The sequence below is a fragment of the Pectobacterium sp. S5 genome (genome assembly GCF_051707265.1).
Classification (GTDB): domain Bacteria; phylum Pseudomonadota; class Gammaproteobacteria; order Enterobacterales; family Enterobacteriaceae; genus Pectobacterium; species Pectobacterium polare.
Genome location: NZ_JAULSZ010000001.1, coordinates 1,456,539 through 1,473,940, shown reverse-complemented (window position 1 = coordinate 1,473,940; position 17,402 = coordinate 1,456,539). Strand labels below are relative to the sequence as shown.

General features: G+C 52.7%; 16 protein-coding genes and 1 riboswitch. Of the genes, 7 read left to right on the top strand and 9 right to left on the bottom strand.

Annotation, left to right across the window (positions count from 1 at the left end):
* Positions 1–282: 282 nt before the first annotated feature.
* Both QWJ20_RS06610 and QWJ20_RS06605 read left to right on the top strand, forming a co-directional pair.
* Positions 283–963: a response regulator transcription factor gene (locus QWJ20_RS06610; RefSeq protein WP_095701712.1), complete on the top strand. Its 681-nt coding sequence runs from the start codon at positions 283–285 to the stop codon at positions 961–963.
* Positions 963–2,330: an ATP-binding protein gene (locus QWJ20_RS06605; RefSeq protein ID WP_433992129.1), complete on the top strand. Its 1,368-nt coding sequence runs from the start codon at positions 963–965 to the stop codon at positions 2,328–2,330. The genes QWJ20_RS06610 and QWJ20_RS06605 overlap by 1 nt, the downstream gene beginning before the upstream one ends.
* 65 nt (positions 2,331–2,395) lie before the next feature.
* Here QWJ20_RS06605 and crr read toward each other — a convergent pair whose 3' ends face one another.
* From crr to ptsH, 3 genes are all read right to left on the bottom strand, one after another.
* Positions 2,396–2,905 carry a PTS glucose transporter subunit IIA gene (gene crr / locus QWJ20_RS06600; RefSeq protein ID WP_010301392.1) on the bottom strand — a complete coding sequence of 170 codons (510 nt, stop codon included), beginning with the start codon at positions 2,903–2,905 and terminating at the stop codon, positions 2,396–2,398.
* Between the two features lie 148 nt (positions 2,906–3,053).
* Positions 3,054–4,781, bottom strand: coding sequence for a phosphoenolpyruvate-protein phosphotransferase PtsI (gene ptsI, locus QWJ20_RS06595; RefSeq protein WP_039513182.1), 1,728 nt, complete (start codon positions 4,779–4,781; stop codon positions 3,054–3,056).
* Positions 4,782–4,826: 45 nt separating this feature from the next.
* Positions 4,827–5,084 (bottom strand): phosphocarrier protein Hpr, encoded by a 258-nt coding sequence (gene ptsH / locus QWJ20_RS06590; protein ID WP_005971891.1) that lies wholly within the window; start codon positions 5,082–5,084, stop codon positions 4,827–4,829.
* Between the two features lie 115 nt (positions 5,085–5,199).
* Between ptsH and QWJ20_RS06585 the strand changes: the two genes are divergently transcribed.
* Positions 5,200–5,490 (top strand): hypothetical protein, encoded by a 291-nt coding sequence (locus QWJ20_RS06585; protein ID WP_095993772.1) that lies wholly within the window; start codon positions 5,200–5,202, stop codon positions 5,488–5,490.
* Between the two features lie 49 nt (positions 5,491–5,539).
* On the opposite strand, the gene cysK is transcribed toward QWJ20_RS06585, so the two are convergent.
* Positions 5,540–6,508 carry a cysteine synthase A gene (cysK, locus tag QWJ20_RS06580; RefSeq protein ID WP_095701714.1) on the bottom strand — a complete coding sequence of 323 codons (969 nt, stop codon included), beginning with the start codon at positions 6,506–6,508 and terminating at the stop codon, positions 5,540–5,542.
* Positions 6,509–6,670: 162 nt separating this feature from the next.
* Complete coding sequence (gene cysZ, locus QWJ20_RS06575) at positions 6,671–7,498, bottom strand: sulfate transporter CysZ (RefSeq protein WP_262253014.1); 828 nt, start codon at positions 7,496–7,498, stop codon at positions 6,671–6,673.
* 224 nt (positions 7,499–7,722) lie between these two features.
* Between cysZ and zipA the strand changes: the two genes are divergently transcribed.
* On the top strand, positions 7,723–8,763 hold the full coding sequence (zipA, locus tag QWJ20_RS06570; protein WP_433992128.1) for a cell division protein ZipA: 1,041 nt from the start codon (positions 7,723–7,725) through the stop codon (positions 8,761–8,763).
* 128 nt (positions 8,764–8,891) lie between these two features.
* A complete protein-coding gene (gene yjeH / locus QWJ20_RS06565; RefSeq protein WP_226300555.1) occupies positions 8,892–10,145 on the top strand; it encodes an L-methionine/branched-chain amino acid transporter in 1,254 nt (417 codons plus the stop codon).
* Between the two features lie 133 nt (positions 10,146–10,278).
* On the opposite strand, the gene ubiK is transcribed toward yjeH, so the two are convergent.
* Positions 10,279–10,572, bottom strand: coding sequence for a ubiquinone biosynthesis accessory factor UbiK (gene ubiK, locus QWJ20_RS06560; protein WP_039484983.1), 294 nt, complete (start codon positions 10,570–10,572; stop codon positions 10,279–10,281).
* Between the two features lie 180 nt (positions 10,573–10,752).
* Positions 10,753–10,929: riboswitch (FMN riboswitch) on the top strand.
* A 127-nt stretch (positions 10,930–11,056) separates the two neighbouring features.
* Here ubiK and ribB point away from each other — a divergent pair.
* Positions 11,057–11,710: a 3,4-dihydroxy-2-butanone-4-phosphate synthase gene (ribB, locus tag QWJ20_RS06555; RefSeq protein WP_174872349.1), complete on the top strand. Its 654-nt coding sequence runs from the start codon at positions 11,057–11,059 to the stop codon at positions 11,708–11,710.
* A 103-nt stretch (positions 11,711–11,813) separates the two neighbouring features.
* Here the strand turns inward: ribB and tehB are convergent, their stop codons facing one another.
* The 3 genes from tehB to norV form a co-directional block, all read right to left on the bottom strand.
* Positions 11,814–12,674: an SAM-dependent methyltransferase TehB gene (tehB, locus tag QWJ20_RS06550; RefSeq protein ID WP_095701719.1), complete on the bottom strand. Its 861-nt coding sequence runs from the start codon at positions 12,672–12,674 to the stop codon at positions 11,814–11,816.
* A gap of 118 nt (positions 12,675–12,792) precedes the next feature.
* Entirely contained in the window at positions 12,793–13,932 is a 1,140-nt protein-coding gene (gene norW, locus QWJ20_RS06545; RefSeq protein ID WP_433992127.1) for an NADH:flavorubredoxin reductase NorW, read from the bottom strand.
* 7 nt (positions 13,933–13,939) lie between these two features.
* Complete coding sequence (norV, locus tag QWJ20_RS06540; protein ID WP_433992126.1) at positions 13,940–15,469, bottom strand: anaerobic nitric oxide reductase flavorubredoxin; 1,530 nt, start codon at positions 15,467–15,469, stop codon at positions 13,940–13,942.
* Positions 15,470–15,634: 165 nt separating this feature from the next.
* Between norV and norR the strand changes: the two genes are divergently transcribed.
* Positions 15,635–17,173, top strand: coding sequence for a nitric oxide reductase transcriptional regulator NorR (gene norR, locus QWJ20_RS06535; RefSeq protein ID WP_433992125.1), 1,539 nt, complete (start codon positions 15,635–15,637; stop codon positions 17,171–17,173).
* Positions 17,174–17,402: the final 229 nt, after the last annotated feature.

Genomic DNA, 17,402 nt, shown 5'->3' with positions numbered 1-17,402 from the left:
GAGTAAGCTCATCGGGATTCCCTCGCTTGCCGCCTGCCTGAAACTCGAATTATTTAGGCTATCAACGGGAATAAATAACGCAGGTGAGTAATTTACCCCGAGTCCGTAACGGTAGCGGTAATCTTTGCTGAAAGAAATGGTAAGGATTAAGTAAATCTGGCTGCGAATATTCACGCCAGGCCTGAGAATACATCATCTATACCCATCATACTTTAGGCTGCCTGTGCGTTTCCTTCCCGCAGCTCGAATACGTAGGGTATACCCGATTAATGAGGACAGGATATGAATATTTTACTGGTCGATGACGACGTAGAGCTGGGCGATATGCTCTGTGAGTACCTGAATGCGGAAGGGTTTTCGACCTCGCGGGTGCTGACGGGCAAAGAGGGCGTCGATGGCGCGATATCAGGGGATTACACCGCGATGATTCTGGATGTCATGCTGCCCGACATGAGCGGGATTGACGTGCTGCGCCAGATCAGAAAAACCCAGCAGTTGCCCGTCATTATGCTGACAGCGAGAGGTGACAACATCGACAGGGTCATCGGTCTGGAAATGGGCGCAGATGATTATATGCCCAAACCGTGCTATCCGCGTGAACTGGTGGCAAGACTGCGGGCGGTGCTACGCCGCTATGACGAGCAGCCGAGCACAAAGCGCGACGAGAGCCTGGCTGCCAGCGGCGATCTGGTATTGAACCCCGCAACGCGCATCAGCGAATGGCGTGGGAAGCCGTTTGATCTGACGGCGTCTGAGTTTAATTTGCTGGAACTGCTGTTACGTTCCCCTGAACGGGTGGTGTCAAAAGATGAGCTGTCCGAAAAATGCCTGGGGCGTCGTCGTGAAGCGTATGACCGCAGCGTAGATGTGCACATCAGCAATATTCGTCAGAAGCTCGGTGCCTTGCCGGGCAACACGATGACGATTGAAACCGTGCGCAGCGTGGGATACCGGATTCGCTGATGATGATTCGTGGACGACTTTTCTGGAAGATACTGCTCGGGTTCTGGCTGACGTTCCTCGTCATGTCCCAGCTACTGTGGCTGGCTTTTTCTTTTTACGGCGAGCGGCATAAGCCGCTGGAAGAAATCGTAGTGTCGCGCATCGCGACAATGCAAACGGAGATGGTGGCTGCGGCGCTGCAACATGGCGGTTTGGGCGAACTGAACGATGTGATGTCGCTGCTGCCGCAACAAGAGCAGCAATACATTTCCGTCACGGAATCGCCGCTGCCGCTGTCCGATCAAGAATTGGTTTCCGGCTCGCAGAACGCGTTGCTCGATGAGGCTTTTGCGCCGGATAAACGTAGCATGTCGCGTGCCACGCATATTATCAAGCAGGTCAGCGGCCCAGCCGGGAAATGGTATCAGATTCGTTATGACGCCGAGTTGCTACGCAGCGAATTCCGTCCTCCTCGCCCGATTGAGTTTCTCAATGTGCCTGCACCGTTTGCTGTGATTGCGGGATTGGGGGGCCTGCTGTTCAGCTCGGTATTGGCATGGAGTCTGGCACGTCCGCTAAGTCAGATCCGCGCCGGGTTTGATCAAGTTGCGCAGGGCGATCTCAACGTGCGGCTGCTGCCAGTGATGCATAAACGTCATGATGAAATCAGCGATGTCGCGCGGGATTTCGATTCGATGGTCGAACGGCTGGACAGTCTGGCCAGCGCGCGTGAACAGCTGCTCCATGATGTCTCGCATGAGCTGCGCTCGCCACTGGCGCGTTTGCAGCTCGCTATCGGGTTGATAAGACAGAACCCCGACAATATAGAGAGTTCCTTGCAGCGTATTGAGCGTGAAGCGCTGCTGATGGATAAGATGATTGGCGAACTGTTGACGCTATCGCGCACGGAGCATTCCGGCATTGAGGAAGCCTATTTCGATTTGCTGGGGCTGGTGACGGCCGTGGTCAACGATACTCGCTATGAAGCGCAGGTCACCGATGTTGAAATCTTGCTGGCGGCGGATGAAGACGAAGACTACACGATTAAAGGCAACGCGGAGCTGATGCGCAGGGCGGTCGATAATGTGATGCGCAACGCACTACGTTTTTCTGCTCCCACGCAGCAGGTTTCCGTGTCGCTCATTGGCAATGAGCATGAGTGGACGATTCAGGTCGCCGATCAGGGCCCCGGCGTGGAGAAAAGTAAGCTCTCTAGCATCTTCGATCCTTTCATTCGTGTTGATTCACCGCTGTCTGGCAAAGGCTATGGGCTGGGGTTGGCGATTACTCGTAAAGTCGTGCTGGCGCACGGTGGGCATATTGAGGCGGATAATGGTGAGCAGTGCGGGTTAGTGATTCGCCTGTGCGTGCCGCGCTGGAAAGCCTGAAACGAAAACGGCACCATCCGGGTGCCGTTTCGTGCAAACGTAGTAAACCATCCGTAGAAGGCGGCTTACTTTTTGATACGGATAACCGGCGTTTCACCGACAACAACCGTACCACTCAGTTTGGTCAATTCCTTGATTTCATCCATGTTGGAAATAACCACTGGTGTCAGAGTAGACTTCGCTTTTTCTTCCAGCAGAGCCAGGTCAAACTCGATAATGAGATCGCCTTTCTTCACGCGCTGGCCTTCTTCGGCGATACGCTTGAAGCCTTCGCCTTTCAATTCAACGGTATCAATACCAAAGTGCACAAACAGCTCAATGCCGCTGTCAGACTCGATGGAAAACGCATGGTTGGTTTCAAAAATCTTACCGATGGTGCCGTCTACCGGTGCGACAATCTTGTTGCCAGTTGGCTTGATGGCAATACCGTCACCGACGATTTTCTCTGCAAATACGACATCAGGAACGTCTTCAATATTGACGATTTCACCGGACAGCGGGGCAATGATTTCGATGCTGCCAGTGTCTTTTTTGTCGTCAGAAACCAGAGACTTCAATTTATCGAACAAACCCATGATTCTCTCCTAAGCATTAATATTGGGCCAGCGTATACCCTAATCTTTCAAGTTGGTGTGGCATTGGTTTTCTTCGCTACCCCGACTGCGAATCTATCGCCTGTCGGGGTGCTGATTGCCACCTTGAAACCTATTAGGTAAAGCAGAATCAGCAGAGCGTTTTTTCTTTAATAAAGCGGCTCACCAGATTGCTTAACTCTTGTGCTGTCGGTTGAGCGAGTGCTTGCTCCGCCAGCGCCTTCGCATCTTCGTAATTCGCATTACGGATGATTTTCTTGATGCTCGGGATAGAGATCGCACTCATGCTGAATTCGTCCAGACCCATTCCCAATAACAGTAGTGTAGCACGTTCGTCACCGGCGAGCTCACCACACATCCCTGTCCATTTGCCTTCGGCATGAGACGCGTCAATAACCTGTTTAATCAGGGTCAGGACGGCGGGGGACATCGGATTATAGAGATGAGAAATCAGCTCATTACCGCGATCAACTGCCAGAGTATACTGGGTTAAGTCATTTGTCCCAATACTAAAGAAGTCGACTTCTTTGGCTAAATGTGACGCGATGGCGGCGGCGGCAGGTGTTTCAACCATCACGCCGACTTCAATGCTTTCGTCGAAGGCTTTACCTTCTTCTCTCAGCTGTGCTTTCAGCATCTCCAGTTCGGCTTTCAGCTCACGCACTTCTTCCACGGAAATAATCATCGGGAACATGATACGCAGCTTGCCAAATTTTGATGCGCGCAGAATGGCACGCAGCTGAGCATGCAGGATTTCTTTACGATCCAGACAGATACGGATAGCACGCCAGCCAAGGAACGGGTTCTCTTCCTTCGGCAGGTTCATGTATGGCAGATCTTTGTCGCCACCGATATCCATGGTACGGACGATAACGGCCTGAGCGCCAACGGCTTCGGCAACCGCCTTATACGCCTGGAACTGCTCTTCTTCGGTAGGCAGTGAGTCACGATCCATGAACAGGAATTCGGTACGATACAGGCCGACACCTTCTGCGCCGTTACGCTCTGCACCGGCGACATCACGCACGGTACCGATGTTGGCACAGACTTCAACCTGATGACCGTCCAGCGTGATGGCCGGCAGATCTTTCAGCTTGGCCAGCTCATACTTTTCAGCGTGGTATTGCTGCTGAACGGCTTTTAATTCTTCAATTTTATCCGCGGTCGGATTCTGATAGATCTGGTTGTTTACGGCATCCAGAATCAGATAGTCGCCGTTTTTAACCTGCTGGGTCACATTTGTCGTGCCGACGATCGCAGGCAGTTCCAGCGAACGGGCCATAATGGACGTGTGAGACGTGCGGCCACCAAGGTCGGTGATGAAGCCCAGCACTTTGTCCAGATTCAACTGCGCGGTTTCTGACGGTGTCAGGTCCGTGGCGACCAGAATGGCTTCATCCTGAATATCGCCCAGATCGACGATGGTCATATTGAGAATGTTGCGTAGCAAACGTTTCCCGATATCACGCATGTCTGCGGCGCGTTCTTTCAGATATTCATCATCAAGCTCTTCCAGTGCTTTAGCCTGGTTTTCGATGACGGAAAATGCAGCAGCGTCGGCGGAAGCATGCTCATCTTTAATCAGGGCTATGATTTCCTGCTCGAACTCTTCATCTTCCAGCAACATGATGTGGCCTTCGAAGATGGCTTCTTTCTCTGCGCCCAGCGTCTCGCCCGCTTTCTTCTTGATAGCTTCCAACTGTACGGATGCTTTGGAACGGCCAGTCAGAAAACGTTCAATTTCCTGCTCCACCTGATCCGCAGAGATTTTTTTCCGGTTGATGAGAATTTCATCTTCTTTCAGTAACAGTGCCTTACCAAAAGCAATACCCGGTGATACTAATATGCCTGAAATCATAACCCTACCTTACTCGATTCTGGTGTTCACTAAAAAACTCGTCGTTTACTCGAGCTCAGCCATCAGCTTGACCAGGTGTTCAACCGCTTTTTGTTCGTCTTCGCCTTCCGCAGCGATAGTAACCACAGTTCCTTGTGTTAAGCCGAGTGTTTGTAATTTGAACAGGCTCTTAGCGCTAGCGCTCTTGCCGTTAGACGTCACTGTGATTTCAGAGGTGAAGCCTTTGGCTTCTTTGACGAACTGAGCAGCAGGACGAGTGTGCAGGCCATTCGGTGCGGTGATAGTCACTTCTTGCTGGAACATGCTTTTTTCCCCAACTTATGGATTAGATTAATGTTGTGGAACTAAAGTTTAGTTGATTCACTGAACTTTAGCCTGTTTGGTTAGCTCCTGATTTATGTTACAGGGGCAGGCCACGATGCGACAAGAAAACCGTCAAACGTATTTCCTGAATAAAATACCATCAAATACCGCGGATTCCGTCACCCATTATCTTAACCTCAGTCGCAAAACGGCGATGTGGGCTATCGTGCGCAGGAAAAAAAACGGTCATGCGCAGGAAAAACATAATGTGATGAGGCGTGGTACTTGCCGGATATTAATTTCACGCATCAAAATAATTGTTCGGTTAAATACTAAACCTGATGTAGAAAAGCAATCCACATGTGGTGGAAAGTTTGAACTGTGCCACAAAAAAGCACCTAAATAGGTGCTTTTTTAACACATTGGTCACTTGTTGTTCGAGTGTGACCGGGAGGTTATTGTTGCAGTTCCTGCTCGGTGAACAGGTCGGCAAAGAGTGCTGTGCTGAGGTAACGTTCGCCGGAAGAAGGCAGAATAACGACGATAGTTTTATCTTCAAATTCTTTTTCTTTGAGCAAGTTCAGCGCTGCGGCAACGGCTGCACCGGAAGAAATACCAGCCAGAATGCCTTCTTCTTCCATCAAACGGCGTGCGGTGCCGATCGCTTCTTCGTTCGTCACTTTCTCTACGCGGTCAATCAGTTTCAGATCCAGGTTACCCGGAATGAACCCCGCGCCGATGCCCTGAATCTTGTGCGGGCCTGGCTTCAGTTCTTCGCCTGCCAGCGCCTGAGTGATCACCGGTGAGTCTGTAGGTTCAACCGCCACGCTGATGATGGCCTTGCCTTTGGTGTTCTTGATGTAGCGGCTGACACCCGTCAGCGTACCGCCAGTACCGACGCCAGAGATAAAGACATCGACCTGACCATCGGTATCTTCCCAGATTTCAGGGCCGGTGGTTTTCTCGTGAATTTCTGGGTTAGCAGGGTTGCTGAACTGCTGTAGCAGCAGATAACGCTGTGGATCGCTGGCAACAATCTCTTCTGCCTTGGCGATGGCACCTTTCATGCCTTTCGCGCCTTCGGTCAGTACCAGATTAGCACCCAGCGCTTTCAGCAGCTTGCGGCGCTCGATGCTCATGGTTTCCGGCATGGTGAGCGTGAGTTTGTAACCGCGAGCTGCGGCGACATAGGCCAGGGCAATCCCTGTGTTTCCGCTGGTAGGTTCAACCAACTCAATGCCTGGTTTGAGAACGCCGCGTTTTTCTGCATCCCAAATCAGGTTGGAGCCGATACGGCATTTTACGCTGAAGCTCGGGTTGCGGGATTCCACTTTAACCAGAATGCGTCCGTTGCCGATACGGTTCAGGCGAACCAGCGGCGTATGGCCGATTGTGAAAGAATTGTCTTCGTAGATCTTGCTCATAGCCTGTCCTTATAACTGTATGAAATTTTTGCGAACGTAGAGAGAATACCCGTTCACACTTTTCAGTGAAGTAAAGAATTGCTATATCGTTATGTTCTTAAGAAATATCTTTTCATTACAATAGAAAGCACTGGTCGTTATCAGCCAGTGCTTGCAGTCTTTTTATGGCGCTTTTTTCGGTAGGGTTGCTGATAGATCGCGATAACGATCCACCCACAGCTGCGTTGCGCCGCATACCGCAACGGGCATGATGACCAGATTCAAAAAAGGCACCAGCGTAAACAGGCTGACCAACGCGCCAAACTGCATGTTGGCGACTTTATGGCGGCGTAATGCCTGACGCATTGTGGCAAATCCCACTTTGTGGTTATCAAAAGGATAATCGCAATATTGAATCGCCAGCATCCACGCACTGAACAGGAACCACAGTACCGGAGCGACAGTTTGCCCAATGCCGGGGATGAAATAGAGAAGAAATAGCACAAGGGCGCGTGGCAGGTAATACGCCAGCTTTTGGACTTCACGTTTCATGATGCGCGGGACGTCTTTAGCGATGCCCAGTATGCCGCTGTCCGGCAACGTTTGGCCGGTTAGTTTTGCTTCCAACTGCTCGGCTAACAAGCCGTTAAACGGTGCGGCGATGAAATTGGCGATAGTGCTAAATAGGTAGCTGAATACCAGCAAAATGGAGATCACGGCAAGTGGCCAAATGAGGTAGCTGAGCCATTGCAGCCAGCTCGGAATGTGGCTCATGATCTGCGGAATCCAGTCATTCAACTGGGTAAAAAGCCACCAGAAAGCCCCGCCCATCAGTACGATGTTCATCAGTAAGGGCAGAATAACGAAACGGCGGATGCCCGGCAGTGAGATCAGGCGCCATCCAGCAAGAAAATAGTGTATGCCGCTGCGAACCTGGTCTGTGGTATTACCGTAAGACGATTTTTCGGAAGATGATGGTTTTTCTGAAGACGATTGTTTTTCTGAAGACATAGTGCCGATAGACTCAGTCATTTGTTTGTTGAGGCATCATATCGGGATGATCTTATGCTGACTAGCCCGCATTTGGATGAAAAAACAGCAAAAAAGTGCGTTGTATCTATCTTTATTGTCATAAAGTACCGTGCAGGCTTGCACTTGTGTACTCAGGCAAATAGAGTTAGTAGTATAGGTATTTGCCGTGGTGGCAATGTTTTTTTGGAACAATTGGGATAGCAATGATGCAGGACTTGCGTCTGATATTAATCGTTGTTGGCGCGATCGCTATAATAGCGCTTTTACTGCACGGCTTGTGGACTAGCCGTAAAGAACGCTCGTCCCTTTTTCGTGACCGCCCAGCTAAACGTGTAAAGAAAGCGCGTGATGAAACGCCGCTTGACGATCTGGATGAAGGCGTTGGCGAAGTTCGCGTGAAGGGCGCTCGGCCGCAGCAGAGTGAACCTTCATTTGGCAGCGCTTCACTCGATAACTCATCGTTTGATAACGCGTCATTTGATCATTCTTCATTTAATAACCCTTCACTTAATAACAACAGTGCACGTGAAGACGTTCGTTCAGAGGCGAAATCGCCGTTCGAGCATCTGTCTCCCGTCTCTTCTTACGACCCTCTACTGGATGAAGCCACGCCGGTAGATTCTCCGCGTGCGCAGGTACGTGGTGATACTAACCCGCAGGTTGTCGCCCCTAGAGAAAACCCGATTTCTGAACCGAGCATTAACGCTCCGCGTGAGCCGTTTGCGTATGATGCACCGGAATCTGCTCCACAGCAGCCTGTTGCACATTCGCTGCATGAGAAAGTTCAGCCCGCGCCTGCTGAGCCAGTTGAACCTGCAGCGGCAAAAGAAGCGGTTCTGGTGCTGCACGTTGTGGCGCATCAGGGCGGTGTCATTGGCGGCGAAGTGCTGTTGCAAAGTCTGCTTCAGGCCGGTTTCCAGTTTGGTGAAATGAACATTTTCCATCGCCATGTGAACCCCGCTGGCGCAGGCCCGGTATTGTTCAGCCTGGCGAATATGGTTAAACCCGGTTCGTTTAATGTCGATGCCATGTCCGAGTTCTCGACGCCCGGCGTGTCCATTTTCATGATGGTGCCGTCTTATGGCGATGCCAGCCAAAACTTTAAACTGATGTTACAGTCTGCACAGCGTATTGCTGATGATGTTGGCGGTGTGGTGCAGGATGACGAACGTCGTATGATGACGCCGCAGAAGGTTGAATCCTACAAAGCCCGCATTCGCGATGTGCTGAAAGCCAACGCCTGATAGACATTTATGTGAAAACATAAGTTTGCGAATGCAGTGGGTGAGAGAAGCCTCCGTTAGTGGAGGCTTTTTTTATTCTTCGATCCGGTAGCGCTGTGGTGTAAAAAAGCAAGAAAAGGTGAAACGTAGTGAGTGAAGCAAAAGGATTAAAACAAGAGCTTGGGCTGATTCAGGGCGTGGGGTTGCTGTCTACTTCTCTGCTGGGGACTGGGGTGTTTGCCGTTCCCGCGCTGGCCGCACAGCTAGCACAGCAAGACAGCCTATGGGCGTGGCCGATCTTGATCCTGCTTGTTTTTCCTATCGCCATTGGCTTTGCCGCGCTGGGGCAACATTTTCCTAATGCGGGCGGTGCCGCGCACTTTGTTAACCTTGCCTTTGGGCCGCGTATGGCACGGGTGACCGGATGGCTGTTTCTGTCCGTTATTCCGCTGGGTCTGCCTGCTGCTTTGCAGATTGCCGCCGGATTCTGGCAGGCGGCGTTTGGCTGGAGCGATCTGGGGCTGCTCTGCGTACAACTGCTGACGCTGGGCGGTATCTGGCTGCTTGGCCTGCGCAGTGCGGGGTCCAGCGCCAACATTCAGATCGTCATTGCAATGCTGGTGGTGGGGCTGGTTGCCGCAATCTGGTGGCAAGGCGATATCACGCCCGCGCATATTCCTTGGCCGTCAGTGAGTGAACTGTCATGGTCTAACACTTTCGGCGCGCTGGCTGTGATGTTCTGGTGCTTTGTGGGTCTTGAGGCTTTTGCTCATATGGCGACGGAGTTTCGCGTGCCGGAACGTGATTTTCCACGGGCTTTACTGATCGGCATGCTGGTTGCCGGCGCGGTGTATTGGGGATGTACGGTGGCCGTGCTGCATTTTAAAGCCTACGGTGAAGGGATTGCCGCAACGGCCTCATTGCCGGGTATCGTCGTGCAGCTGTTTGGCGAACACGCGCTGTGGATTGCCTGCTTTGTTGGGTATCTGGCCTGCTTTGCCAGCGTGAATATCTACACGCAGGGCTTCGCCCGTTTAGTCTGGTCGCAGGCATCGAAAGGAAGTGCATTAGCGAAGCTGTCTGCAGGGCAGGCACCGGTGAATGCGCTGTCGGTTGTGGTGGCCTGCTGTCTGGTATGCAGCCTGTTGATTTACTGGCTTAGGTTGCCGCTGGATATGCTGATTGTGTACGCGAACGGCATCTTTGTGCTGATTTATCTGCTGTGTATGCTGGCGGGGTGGCGTTTGCTGAAAGGGCGCGCCAAAGTGATGGCGGCAATCGGGGGTCTGCTCTGCTGTGCGCTGTTGCTGATGATCGGCTGGAAATCGCTGTATGCGTTAATCATGCTGGCCGCGCTATGGTTGTTCCTGCCGCGCAAGCAGGTCGAACTGATTTCCCACTGAGTCGTTTATTCTAAATTCCGTGACGTGAAATCTGTGTTTCTGCAGGCTGTCGCTGGTGCGGGGTAGGGAATCGAGCAACGCCCTGATTAGGGCGCTGCATCGCGATGATGACGCGCTGTTGTGATGAGACGAGTTATTGTGATGACTGGTCGTTTTCCGGCGCTGCGGCGGGCTTTTCTTCCGTAGACAGTTTCGCTTCCAGCTCGGTCATACGCTGTTCCAGACGGGCAATCTTCTCGCGCGTGCGGAGCAGAACCTGCGTCTGAATATCGAACTCTTCACGGTTCACCAAATCCAATCGGGTCAGCTGTGCTTGCAAGACCTGACGAATCTTTTTCTCCACATCATCACCCAATTCCCGGATACCTTTTGGCATAGATTCATGCACTTGACGGGCGATTTGCTCAATCTTCTTTGGGTCAATCATGTCGCTTTCCTGATTAGGTTATGTAAGTTATTACTATAGCAAGTGTAATGGGTATAAATAAAATCTGACATCTGCTTTGCACATATTCAGCATAATTTTACTGTAATCCAGCATACGTTTTGCCCTATTTCCTGTGGCGGATCAATTGCCCTATCGAGGTATTAGCGTTATAGTAAACCCGCTTATTCTCAGGGCGGGGTGTAATTCCCCACCGGCGGTAAACCAGTACACATACTGGAAGCCCGCGAGCGCTCTCGCTGTGTTTTCCGATTTAATTATCGATTTCGCAGCGTGGGGTCAGCAGATCCGGTGTAATTCCGGAGCCGACGGTTAAAGTCCGGATGGGAGAGAGTAACGGTATCTGTCGGGCTATATGCCCGCTCGCGTTATTTTTGTTAACTATTACTATGCAACCAGTAGTAGTGGTTACTCCTCAAGCTCGCCCTGATTCTGGTAATCCATAATAACATTGAGGTTTTTTACCATGAATCAGACATTACTTTCTGAATTTGGCAATCCTACCGAACGCGTAGAACGCGCACTTGATGCATTGCGTCATGGCCGCGGCGTGCTGGTGTTGGATGATGAAGATCGTGAAAACGAAGGTGACATGATCTTTTCCGCTGAAAATATGACCGTTGAACAAATGGCGCTGACGATTCGTCACGGCAGTGGCATTGTGTGCCTGTGCCTGACGGAAGAGCGTCGCCAGCAGTTGGAATTGCCGATGATGGTGGAGAAGAACTCCAGCCATTACCAAACGGCATTCACTGTGACGATCGAAGCCGCCGAAGGCGTGACGACGGGCGTTTCTGCTGCCGACCGCCTGACCACCATTCGTGCCGCGATTGCGGATAACGCCAAGCCGAGCGATCTGAATCGCCCTGGTCACGTATTCCCGCTGCGCGCCCAACCGGGTGGCGTGTTAACGCGCGGTGGTCATACTGAAGCGACGGTTGATCTGATGAAACTGGCGGGCCTGAAGCCGTCTGGTGTTCTGTGTGAACTGACGAACGATGATGGTTCAATGGCGCATGCGCCGGAAGTAATCACATTTGCCAAACAGCACGATATGCCGGTACTGACGATTGAAGATCTGGTGGCTTACCGCATCGCGGCAGCGCGCAAAGCCAGCTGATTCTCACAGTGTATAGCGAAATAAAAAGGGCCGATTAATCGGCCCTTTTGTATTTTATGTATTATTTTTTAATTAGTTAGGTTTTTTGGCGACTAACCAGTGCTTACGGCTTTCTTGCCAGTAGCGTGGCGAAGCGCAGCTTGATGCGGTTGCCCTGTGCATCGGTCTTGTGTAGCTCACCCATATCCTCGTTGTATTTGAGGATCTCCCAACCAGCGTAATAGTCCTTCAGCTCGTTTTCTTTAAAGGTGAACGAGAAAGGCATTGGGCACGGGCAATCTTCTGTCGACATCGCCGCGATAATCAGGTTATAGCCGCCGTTAACGGTGCTGTCCTGCATATTGCTGATGATGTGCGGAATACGATCGCGTTCCAGGAACATCAGCACGACGGTCGACAGGATAAAGTCGTACTGTTCTTTGATTTCCGCCAGATTGATGTTGTAAACGCCCGCCCGGATGTTTTCCAGCGCTTCGCTCTTGATGATGTTATTCAGCGAATCAATACTTTGCTCGTGCTTATCACAGGCCGTAACGTCAAACCCGCGCAGGTTCAGGTACAGCGAGTTGCGCCCGCCGCCGCAGCCTAAATCCAGTGTTTTGCCCGGCTTGATGTGCTGTACCGCGTTGATCACTTCGGAATGAGTACGCGTCAGACCGTATTTTTTATGGTAGAAATCTTCCGCTGAGCAGAAAAAGCTGAGCTGACATTCGAGATTGTCAGAAAACGAGACGATGCGATGCCACGCCTGCGGCTCAACAAACGGCGGCTGGTTCTGCTCGGAGAACTGGAATGTCTCCAATGTATCGCCGTCTTCGGTCAGCATGGAGAAGGTCATTTCCCCTTTCAACACGGTCAGTTTTGCCCAGGTGCCTTCCTGCGTGTTGTGCTTTTCCTGAAACGCGGCAGGCAGCGTCTGGCTGTTCCACTGTGGCATCTTCTTATAACAAATGAGATCTTGCATCTTCACCTCGGTCTGTAAATTCTAAAAGCGATAGCCGTATTCTATTAATCCGCACGCAGGCTGACCAGAAAATATGTATTTTAAATGCATTATTTATTTTGCTGTCTCAGGCCGTGGTTTAACTCACCGTGGAAAGCTGTCGCAGCAGCGGAAATGCCTCTTTCATCCGCTCACCGCCGACCACAAAGGCGCGTAGCACCTGCTGACCATCCAGCGCTTTTGCTACCATCCCCTGTTCGTTCCATTCCTGCTGCCAGTGTAAATCACCGCTGGTGGTATCGCCTGCCATCTGTAAGGGAAACAGCGGCGTCTTGATTTTAACCAGCATCGGCGGCAGCGTCAGCGTCTCACTGGCACCCAGCAGGTTTTTCGCCAGCGTAATCGCGCTGAGCTGAATCGGCTGCAGGAAAGGCAGAAGCTTACCGCCAATCTCTGCGCAGTCGCCCAGTGCATAAATCTGTGGATCGGTGGTCTGTAACTGCGCATTGGTCTGGATGCCTTTCTGCACCGCCAAACCTGCTGCTTTCGCTAACTGCGTGTTGGCCTGTAAACCGATAGCGGAGAGGACTTCGTCCACCTCGACAGAACGACCATCAGTAAATGTGGCCTGTACGCCGGTTTCGGTTTTCTCCAACTGTTGCAGAGTCGTGTTCAGCAACAGCGAAACGCCCTGCTGCGTTAGTGTGAACTGTAGGCGTGCGCTGACTTCGGGCGGCATCAACGCGGGCAGAATGCTGCTGGCACAGTCAACCAGCGTGACCCGTTTTCCGGCGCGACCTAGATCCATCGCCAGCTCAGTCCCGATGAGTCCGGCACCGAGCACTAGTACGCGTTCGGCCTGCCAGAGTCGGTTTTCGTGGGTGCGATATTCCTGCTGACTATTGAGCGTCAGCATATATTCGCGTCCCGGAATTGGTGGCACCATCGCGCTGGCACCCGTTGCGAACACCAGTTTGTGGTAATCGTAACGATCCGTGCCGCAGACGACCTGTTGCGCATGGCGGTCAATGGCGGTGACGCGCGTATTGGCCAGCAGCGCAATGCGGTTTTCTTCAGCAAACGCGGTTGCCGATATCTTGGTCAGATCGTCGGCGTGCTGTTGCAGGCTCATCACATGGCTTAGATCCGGCTTGTTGTACTCATCGCCGCTGTCGGCAGTAATCAGGCGGATAGGGCAGTGCGCATCCAGCTTGCGCAGCTGTCGGATGAGCTGGCGGGCGGCAAAGCCCGCGCCAATAATCACGATATCTTTCATCATCCTCTCCTTAGCGAATCGGATTGAAAACGTCTTTGCCCAGCCCACATTCCGGGCAGAGGAAGCTGTCTGGTACATCCGACCACATGGTGCCAGGGGTGACATCCTGCATCGGTTCGCCGAGTGCCGGATCGTAGATCCACTGGCAGACGCTGCACACCATACAACCGTTTTCTGACTGTACCGCTGGCTGTGCGGTTGACTGTGGCGCAGCGACTTCATTGCATCCGCAGGCGCTCTCGGCAGGGGCACTCACATTCTGTGGGGCGGTGGTCGCTTGCGGTGCGGCAGCGGTCTGTTTTACGGGCGAGATGACGCGACGGGCTGGCGTGTCATCCAGCGGATGCAGTGCCCACTGACGGGCGATTTCGCGGCCGTGATTGCGGCAAATTTCCAGCGCTGAACCATCAGGACGCCACTTAGTTTTCAGCGCCAGCGTGGTTTCAAAACCGGCATCCATCAGACGGGTTTGAACGCGGTCTACCGCACCGCCATTCCAGCCGTAACTGCCGAACGCCGAGGCTTTCTTGTTTTGGAAACGCAGGCCAGTGATCTCTTCCAGCATGGCAGCGACCTTCGGCATCATCACGTTATTCATGGTGGATGAACCGACTAGCACGCCTTTCGAGCGGAAGACCTGCGTCAGGATTTCGTTCTTGTCGTGGCGGGCGACGTTATAGATTTTCACCGCTACGCCGGGATCGACATCGTTGATGCCTTGCGCAATGGCGTCAGCCATCATGCGGGTGTTATTAGACATGGTGTCGTAAAACAGTGTGATGCGATCTTCCTGATAGCTGTCCGCCCACTTCAGATACAGGTGAATGATCTGGGCCGGATCGTCACGCCATACCACGCCGTGCGAGGTAGCCACCATCGACAGCGGCAGGTTAAAGCCCAGTACTTCGTGGATCTTGGCGGTCACCAAGCGGCTGAACGGCGTCAGAATATTGGCGAAATAGCGCTGGCACTGCTCGAACAGTTCAGTTTGATCCACCTCGTCATTGAACAGGTGCTCATCGCAGTAGTGCTGACCGAACGCATCGTTACTGAACAGCACGGCATCTTCGGTCATGTAGGTCATCATACTGTCCGGCCAGTGCAGCATGGGTGTTTCGATAAAGATCAGCTGTTTGCCATTGCCGATATCCAGCGTGTCGCCGGTTTTGACCGTGTGGAAATTCCACTCAGGGTGGTGGTGGTGCCCAGTAATGGAATCGATCGCATTGTAGGTACAATAAATTGGCGTGTTGGGAATACGCGCCATCAGTTCGCTCAGCGCCCCAGCGTGATCCTCTTCGGCGTGGTTGATCACGATGTAGTCAATCGTGTTCAGATCGACTTCCGCCATCAGGTTTTGCACAAACTCACGGCTGAATTTGTGATCGACGGTATCGATCAGCACGGTTTTTTCTTCGCGGATCAGGTAGCTGTTGTAGCTGCTGCCTTGCAGCGTCTTGTATTCAGTGCCGTGAAAGTCACGGACTTCCCAGTCGCGTTGTCCAACCCAGTGGATATTGTTCTTAACGTGAATTGTCATGTTCTGAAACCTCAGTAGTCATAGTCGGGAATATGCTGTAGAGATTGCAGGAAGTGTGCCAATTTTTAATGTATTGATTTATAACGTTTTAATAAATAGTGATTGTCAAAATGACATGCTTTAACTATTGTCTTAATGACACAGGCTCTGTCATTAGGACACACTATGACGCTTTCCATTAACGCCCTTGCCCGCATTGCTATCGAGCTGCAAATGGGGCTATCGAATCAGGATCGCTTCCAGCGCTTAATCAACAGCCTGCGCCAACTGCTGCGCTGTGATGCCTCGGCGCTGCTGCGTTACGAAAATCAGCTGTTCCGTCCGTTGGCGATCGACGGTCTGGCGCCGGACGTGCTGGGGAGACGTTTTCGTCTGTCCGATCACCCCCGTCTGGAGGCGATTGCCCGCGCGGGTGACGTGGTGCGCTTTCCGGCGGACAGCCAGCTTCCCGATCCGTATGACGGCCTGATCCCCAGTCAGGAAGATCTTAAGGTGCATGCCTGCGTCGGCTTACCGCTGTTTGCCAATCAGAACCTGATCGGGGCGCTGACCGTGGACGGCATGGATCCTTGCCAGTTCGACCATTTTAGCGATGAAGAACTGCGGCTGGTGGGCGCGATGGCGGCGGCGGCGCTGAGTAACGCGCTGCTGATGGAGCGTCTTGAGCGGCAGTTGCCCGCACCGGTTCGTGCTGAAAGCCCGGCAGCGGAAAGCGTCGAGGAAATGGTTGGGCTGTCTGAACCGATGCAGCGGTTGAAGAAAGAGGTCGATATCGTCGCGGGTTCTGACCTAAACGTGTTGATTATGGGGGAAACCGGCGTCGGTAAAGAGCTGGTGGCGCGGGCGATTCATCGCGGTTCCAGCCGGGCAAGTCATCCTCTGGTGTACCTGAACTGTGCCGCTCTGCCGGAGTCGGTCGCGGAGAGCGAGCTGTTTGGTCATGTTAAGGGCGCGTTTACCGGTGCGATCCATCATCGAACCGGCAAGTTTGAAATGGCGGATAACGGCACGCTGTTTCTGGATGAGATTGGCGAACTGTCGCTGACGCTACAGGCGAAGCTGCTGCGCGTATTGCAGTATGGCGATCTCCAGCGGGTGGGTGATGACAGCAGCCTGAAAGTGAACGTGCGCGTGCTGGCGGCGACTAATCGCGATCTGCGGCAGGCGGTGTTGGATGGGGCTTTCCGTGCCGATCTGTTTCACCGTCTGAGCGTGTTCCCGCTGTCTGTACCACCATTGCGCGAGCGTCGTCAGGATGTGGCGCTGTTGGCGGGATTCTTCTGTGAACGTAGCCGTGCGCAACTGGGACTGGCACGTTTGGCGTTGACGGCAGACGCGGGAGCGCTATTGGAACAGTACGACTGGCCGGGGAATGTGCGCGAGCTGGAACACGCCATTTATCGTGCGACTGTGCTGGCGAGAGCGGGGCAGGAATCGGGCGAGGTGCTGTTAGGTCCCGAGCATTTCAATCTCGAACTTCCCTCCCAGCCAATTCATACGACTACTGGCTCATCGAGCGCTATCGACACTGAGCTGGCGTATTTCATCAACGGCGGCCTGCGAGAGGCAACGGACGACTATCAGCGGCGGATCATCCAACAAACGCTGGCACGCCATGAGGGCAACTGGTCATCCTGCGCAAGAGAACTGGAAATGGACAGCGGCAACCTGCACCGTCTGGCAAAGCGGTTAGGCATCAAATAAAAAACGCCCCGAAAATCGGGGCGTTGAGGTTGCTGACAAAGCCCGCAGAGCGGGGTAACGGATAGATCGTAAAGACGCTGCAAGTACGTCCATGTAAGCTCGGATTGCGCCATCCCTGGCGCAAACGCTTTACTCTTCTATTCCGTTACTCCCGTTTTCATTCGGCAAATAGGTTTGTCAACGGTCTGAACGCGCCCCGAAAATCGGGGCGTTGGCACACAAAATTTCT

Excerpts from the sequence above, each read along its gene's own strand:
- QWJ20_RS06610 (WP_095701712.1), top strand. The coding sequence starts at position 283 with ATGAATATTTTACTGGTCGATGACGACGTAGAGCTGGGCGATATGCTC.
- QWJ20_RS06605 (WP_433992129.1), top strand. The coding sequence starts at position 963 with ATGATGATTCGTGGACGACTTTTCTGGAAGATACTGCTCGGGTTCTGG.
- crr (WP_010301392.1), bottom strand. The coding sequence starts at position 2,905 with ATGGGTTTGTTCGATAAATTGAAGTCTCTGGTTTCTGACGACAAAAAA.
- ptsI (WP_039513182.1), bottom strand. The coding sequence starts at position 4,781 with ATGATTTCAGGCATATTAGTATCACCGGGTATTGCTTTTGGTAAGGCA.
- ptsH (WP_005971891.1), bottom strand. The coding sequence starts at position 5,084 with ATGTTCCAGCAAGAAGTGACTATCACCGCACCGAATGGCCTGCACACT.
- QWJ20_RS06585 (WP_095993772.1), top strand. The coding sequence starts at position 5,200 with ATGCGACAAGAAAACCGTCAAACGTATTTCCTGAATAAAATACCATCA.
- cysK (WP_095701714.1), bottom strand. The coding sequence starts at position 6,508 with ATGAGCAAGATCTACGAAGACAATTCTTTCACAATCGGCCATACGCCG.
- cysZ (WP_262253014.1), bottom strand. The coding sequence starts at position 7,498 with ATGTCTTCAGAAAAACAATCGTCTTCAGAAAAACCATCATCTTCCGAA.
- zipA (WP_433992128.1), top strand. The coding sequence starts at position 7,723 with ATGATGCAGGACTTGCGTCTGATATTAATCGTTGTTGGCGCGATCGCT.
- ubiK (WP_039484983.1), bottom strand. The coding sequence starts at position 10,572 with ATGATTGACCCAAAGAAGATTGAGCAAATCGCCCGTCAAGTGCATGAA.
- ribB (WP_174872349.1), top strand. The coding sequence starts at position 11,057 with ATGAATCAGACATTACTTTCTGAATTTGGCAATCCTACCGAACGCGTA.
- tehB (WP_095701719.1), bottom strand. The coding sequence starts at position 12,674 with ATGCAAGATCTCATTTGTTATAAGAAGATGCCACAGTGGAACAGCCAG.
- norW (WP_433992127.1), bottom strand. The coding sequence starts at position 13,932 with ATGATGAAAGATATCGTGATTATTGGCGCGGGCTTTGCCGCCCGCCAG.
- norV (WP_433992126.1), bottom strand. The coding sequence starts at position 15,469 with ATGACAATTCACGTTAAGAACAATATCCACTGGGTTGGACAACGCGAC.
- norR (WP_433992125.1), top strand. The coding sequence starts at position 15,635 with ATGACGCTTTCCATTAACGCCCTTGCCCGCATTGCTATCGAGCTGCAA.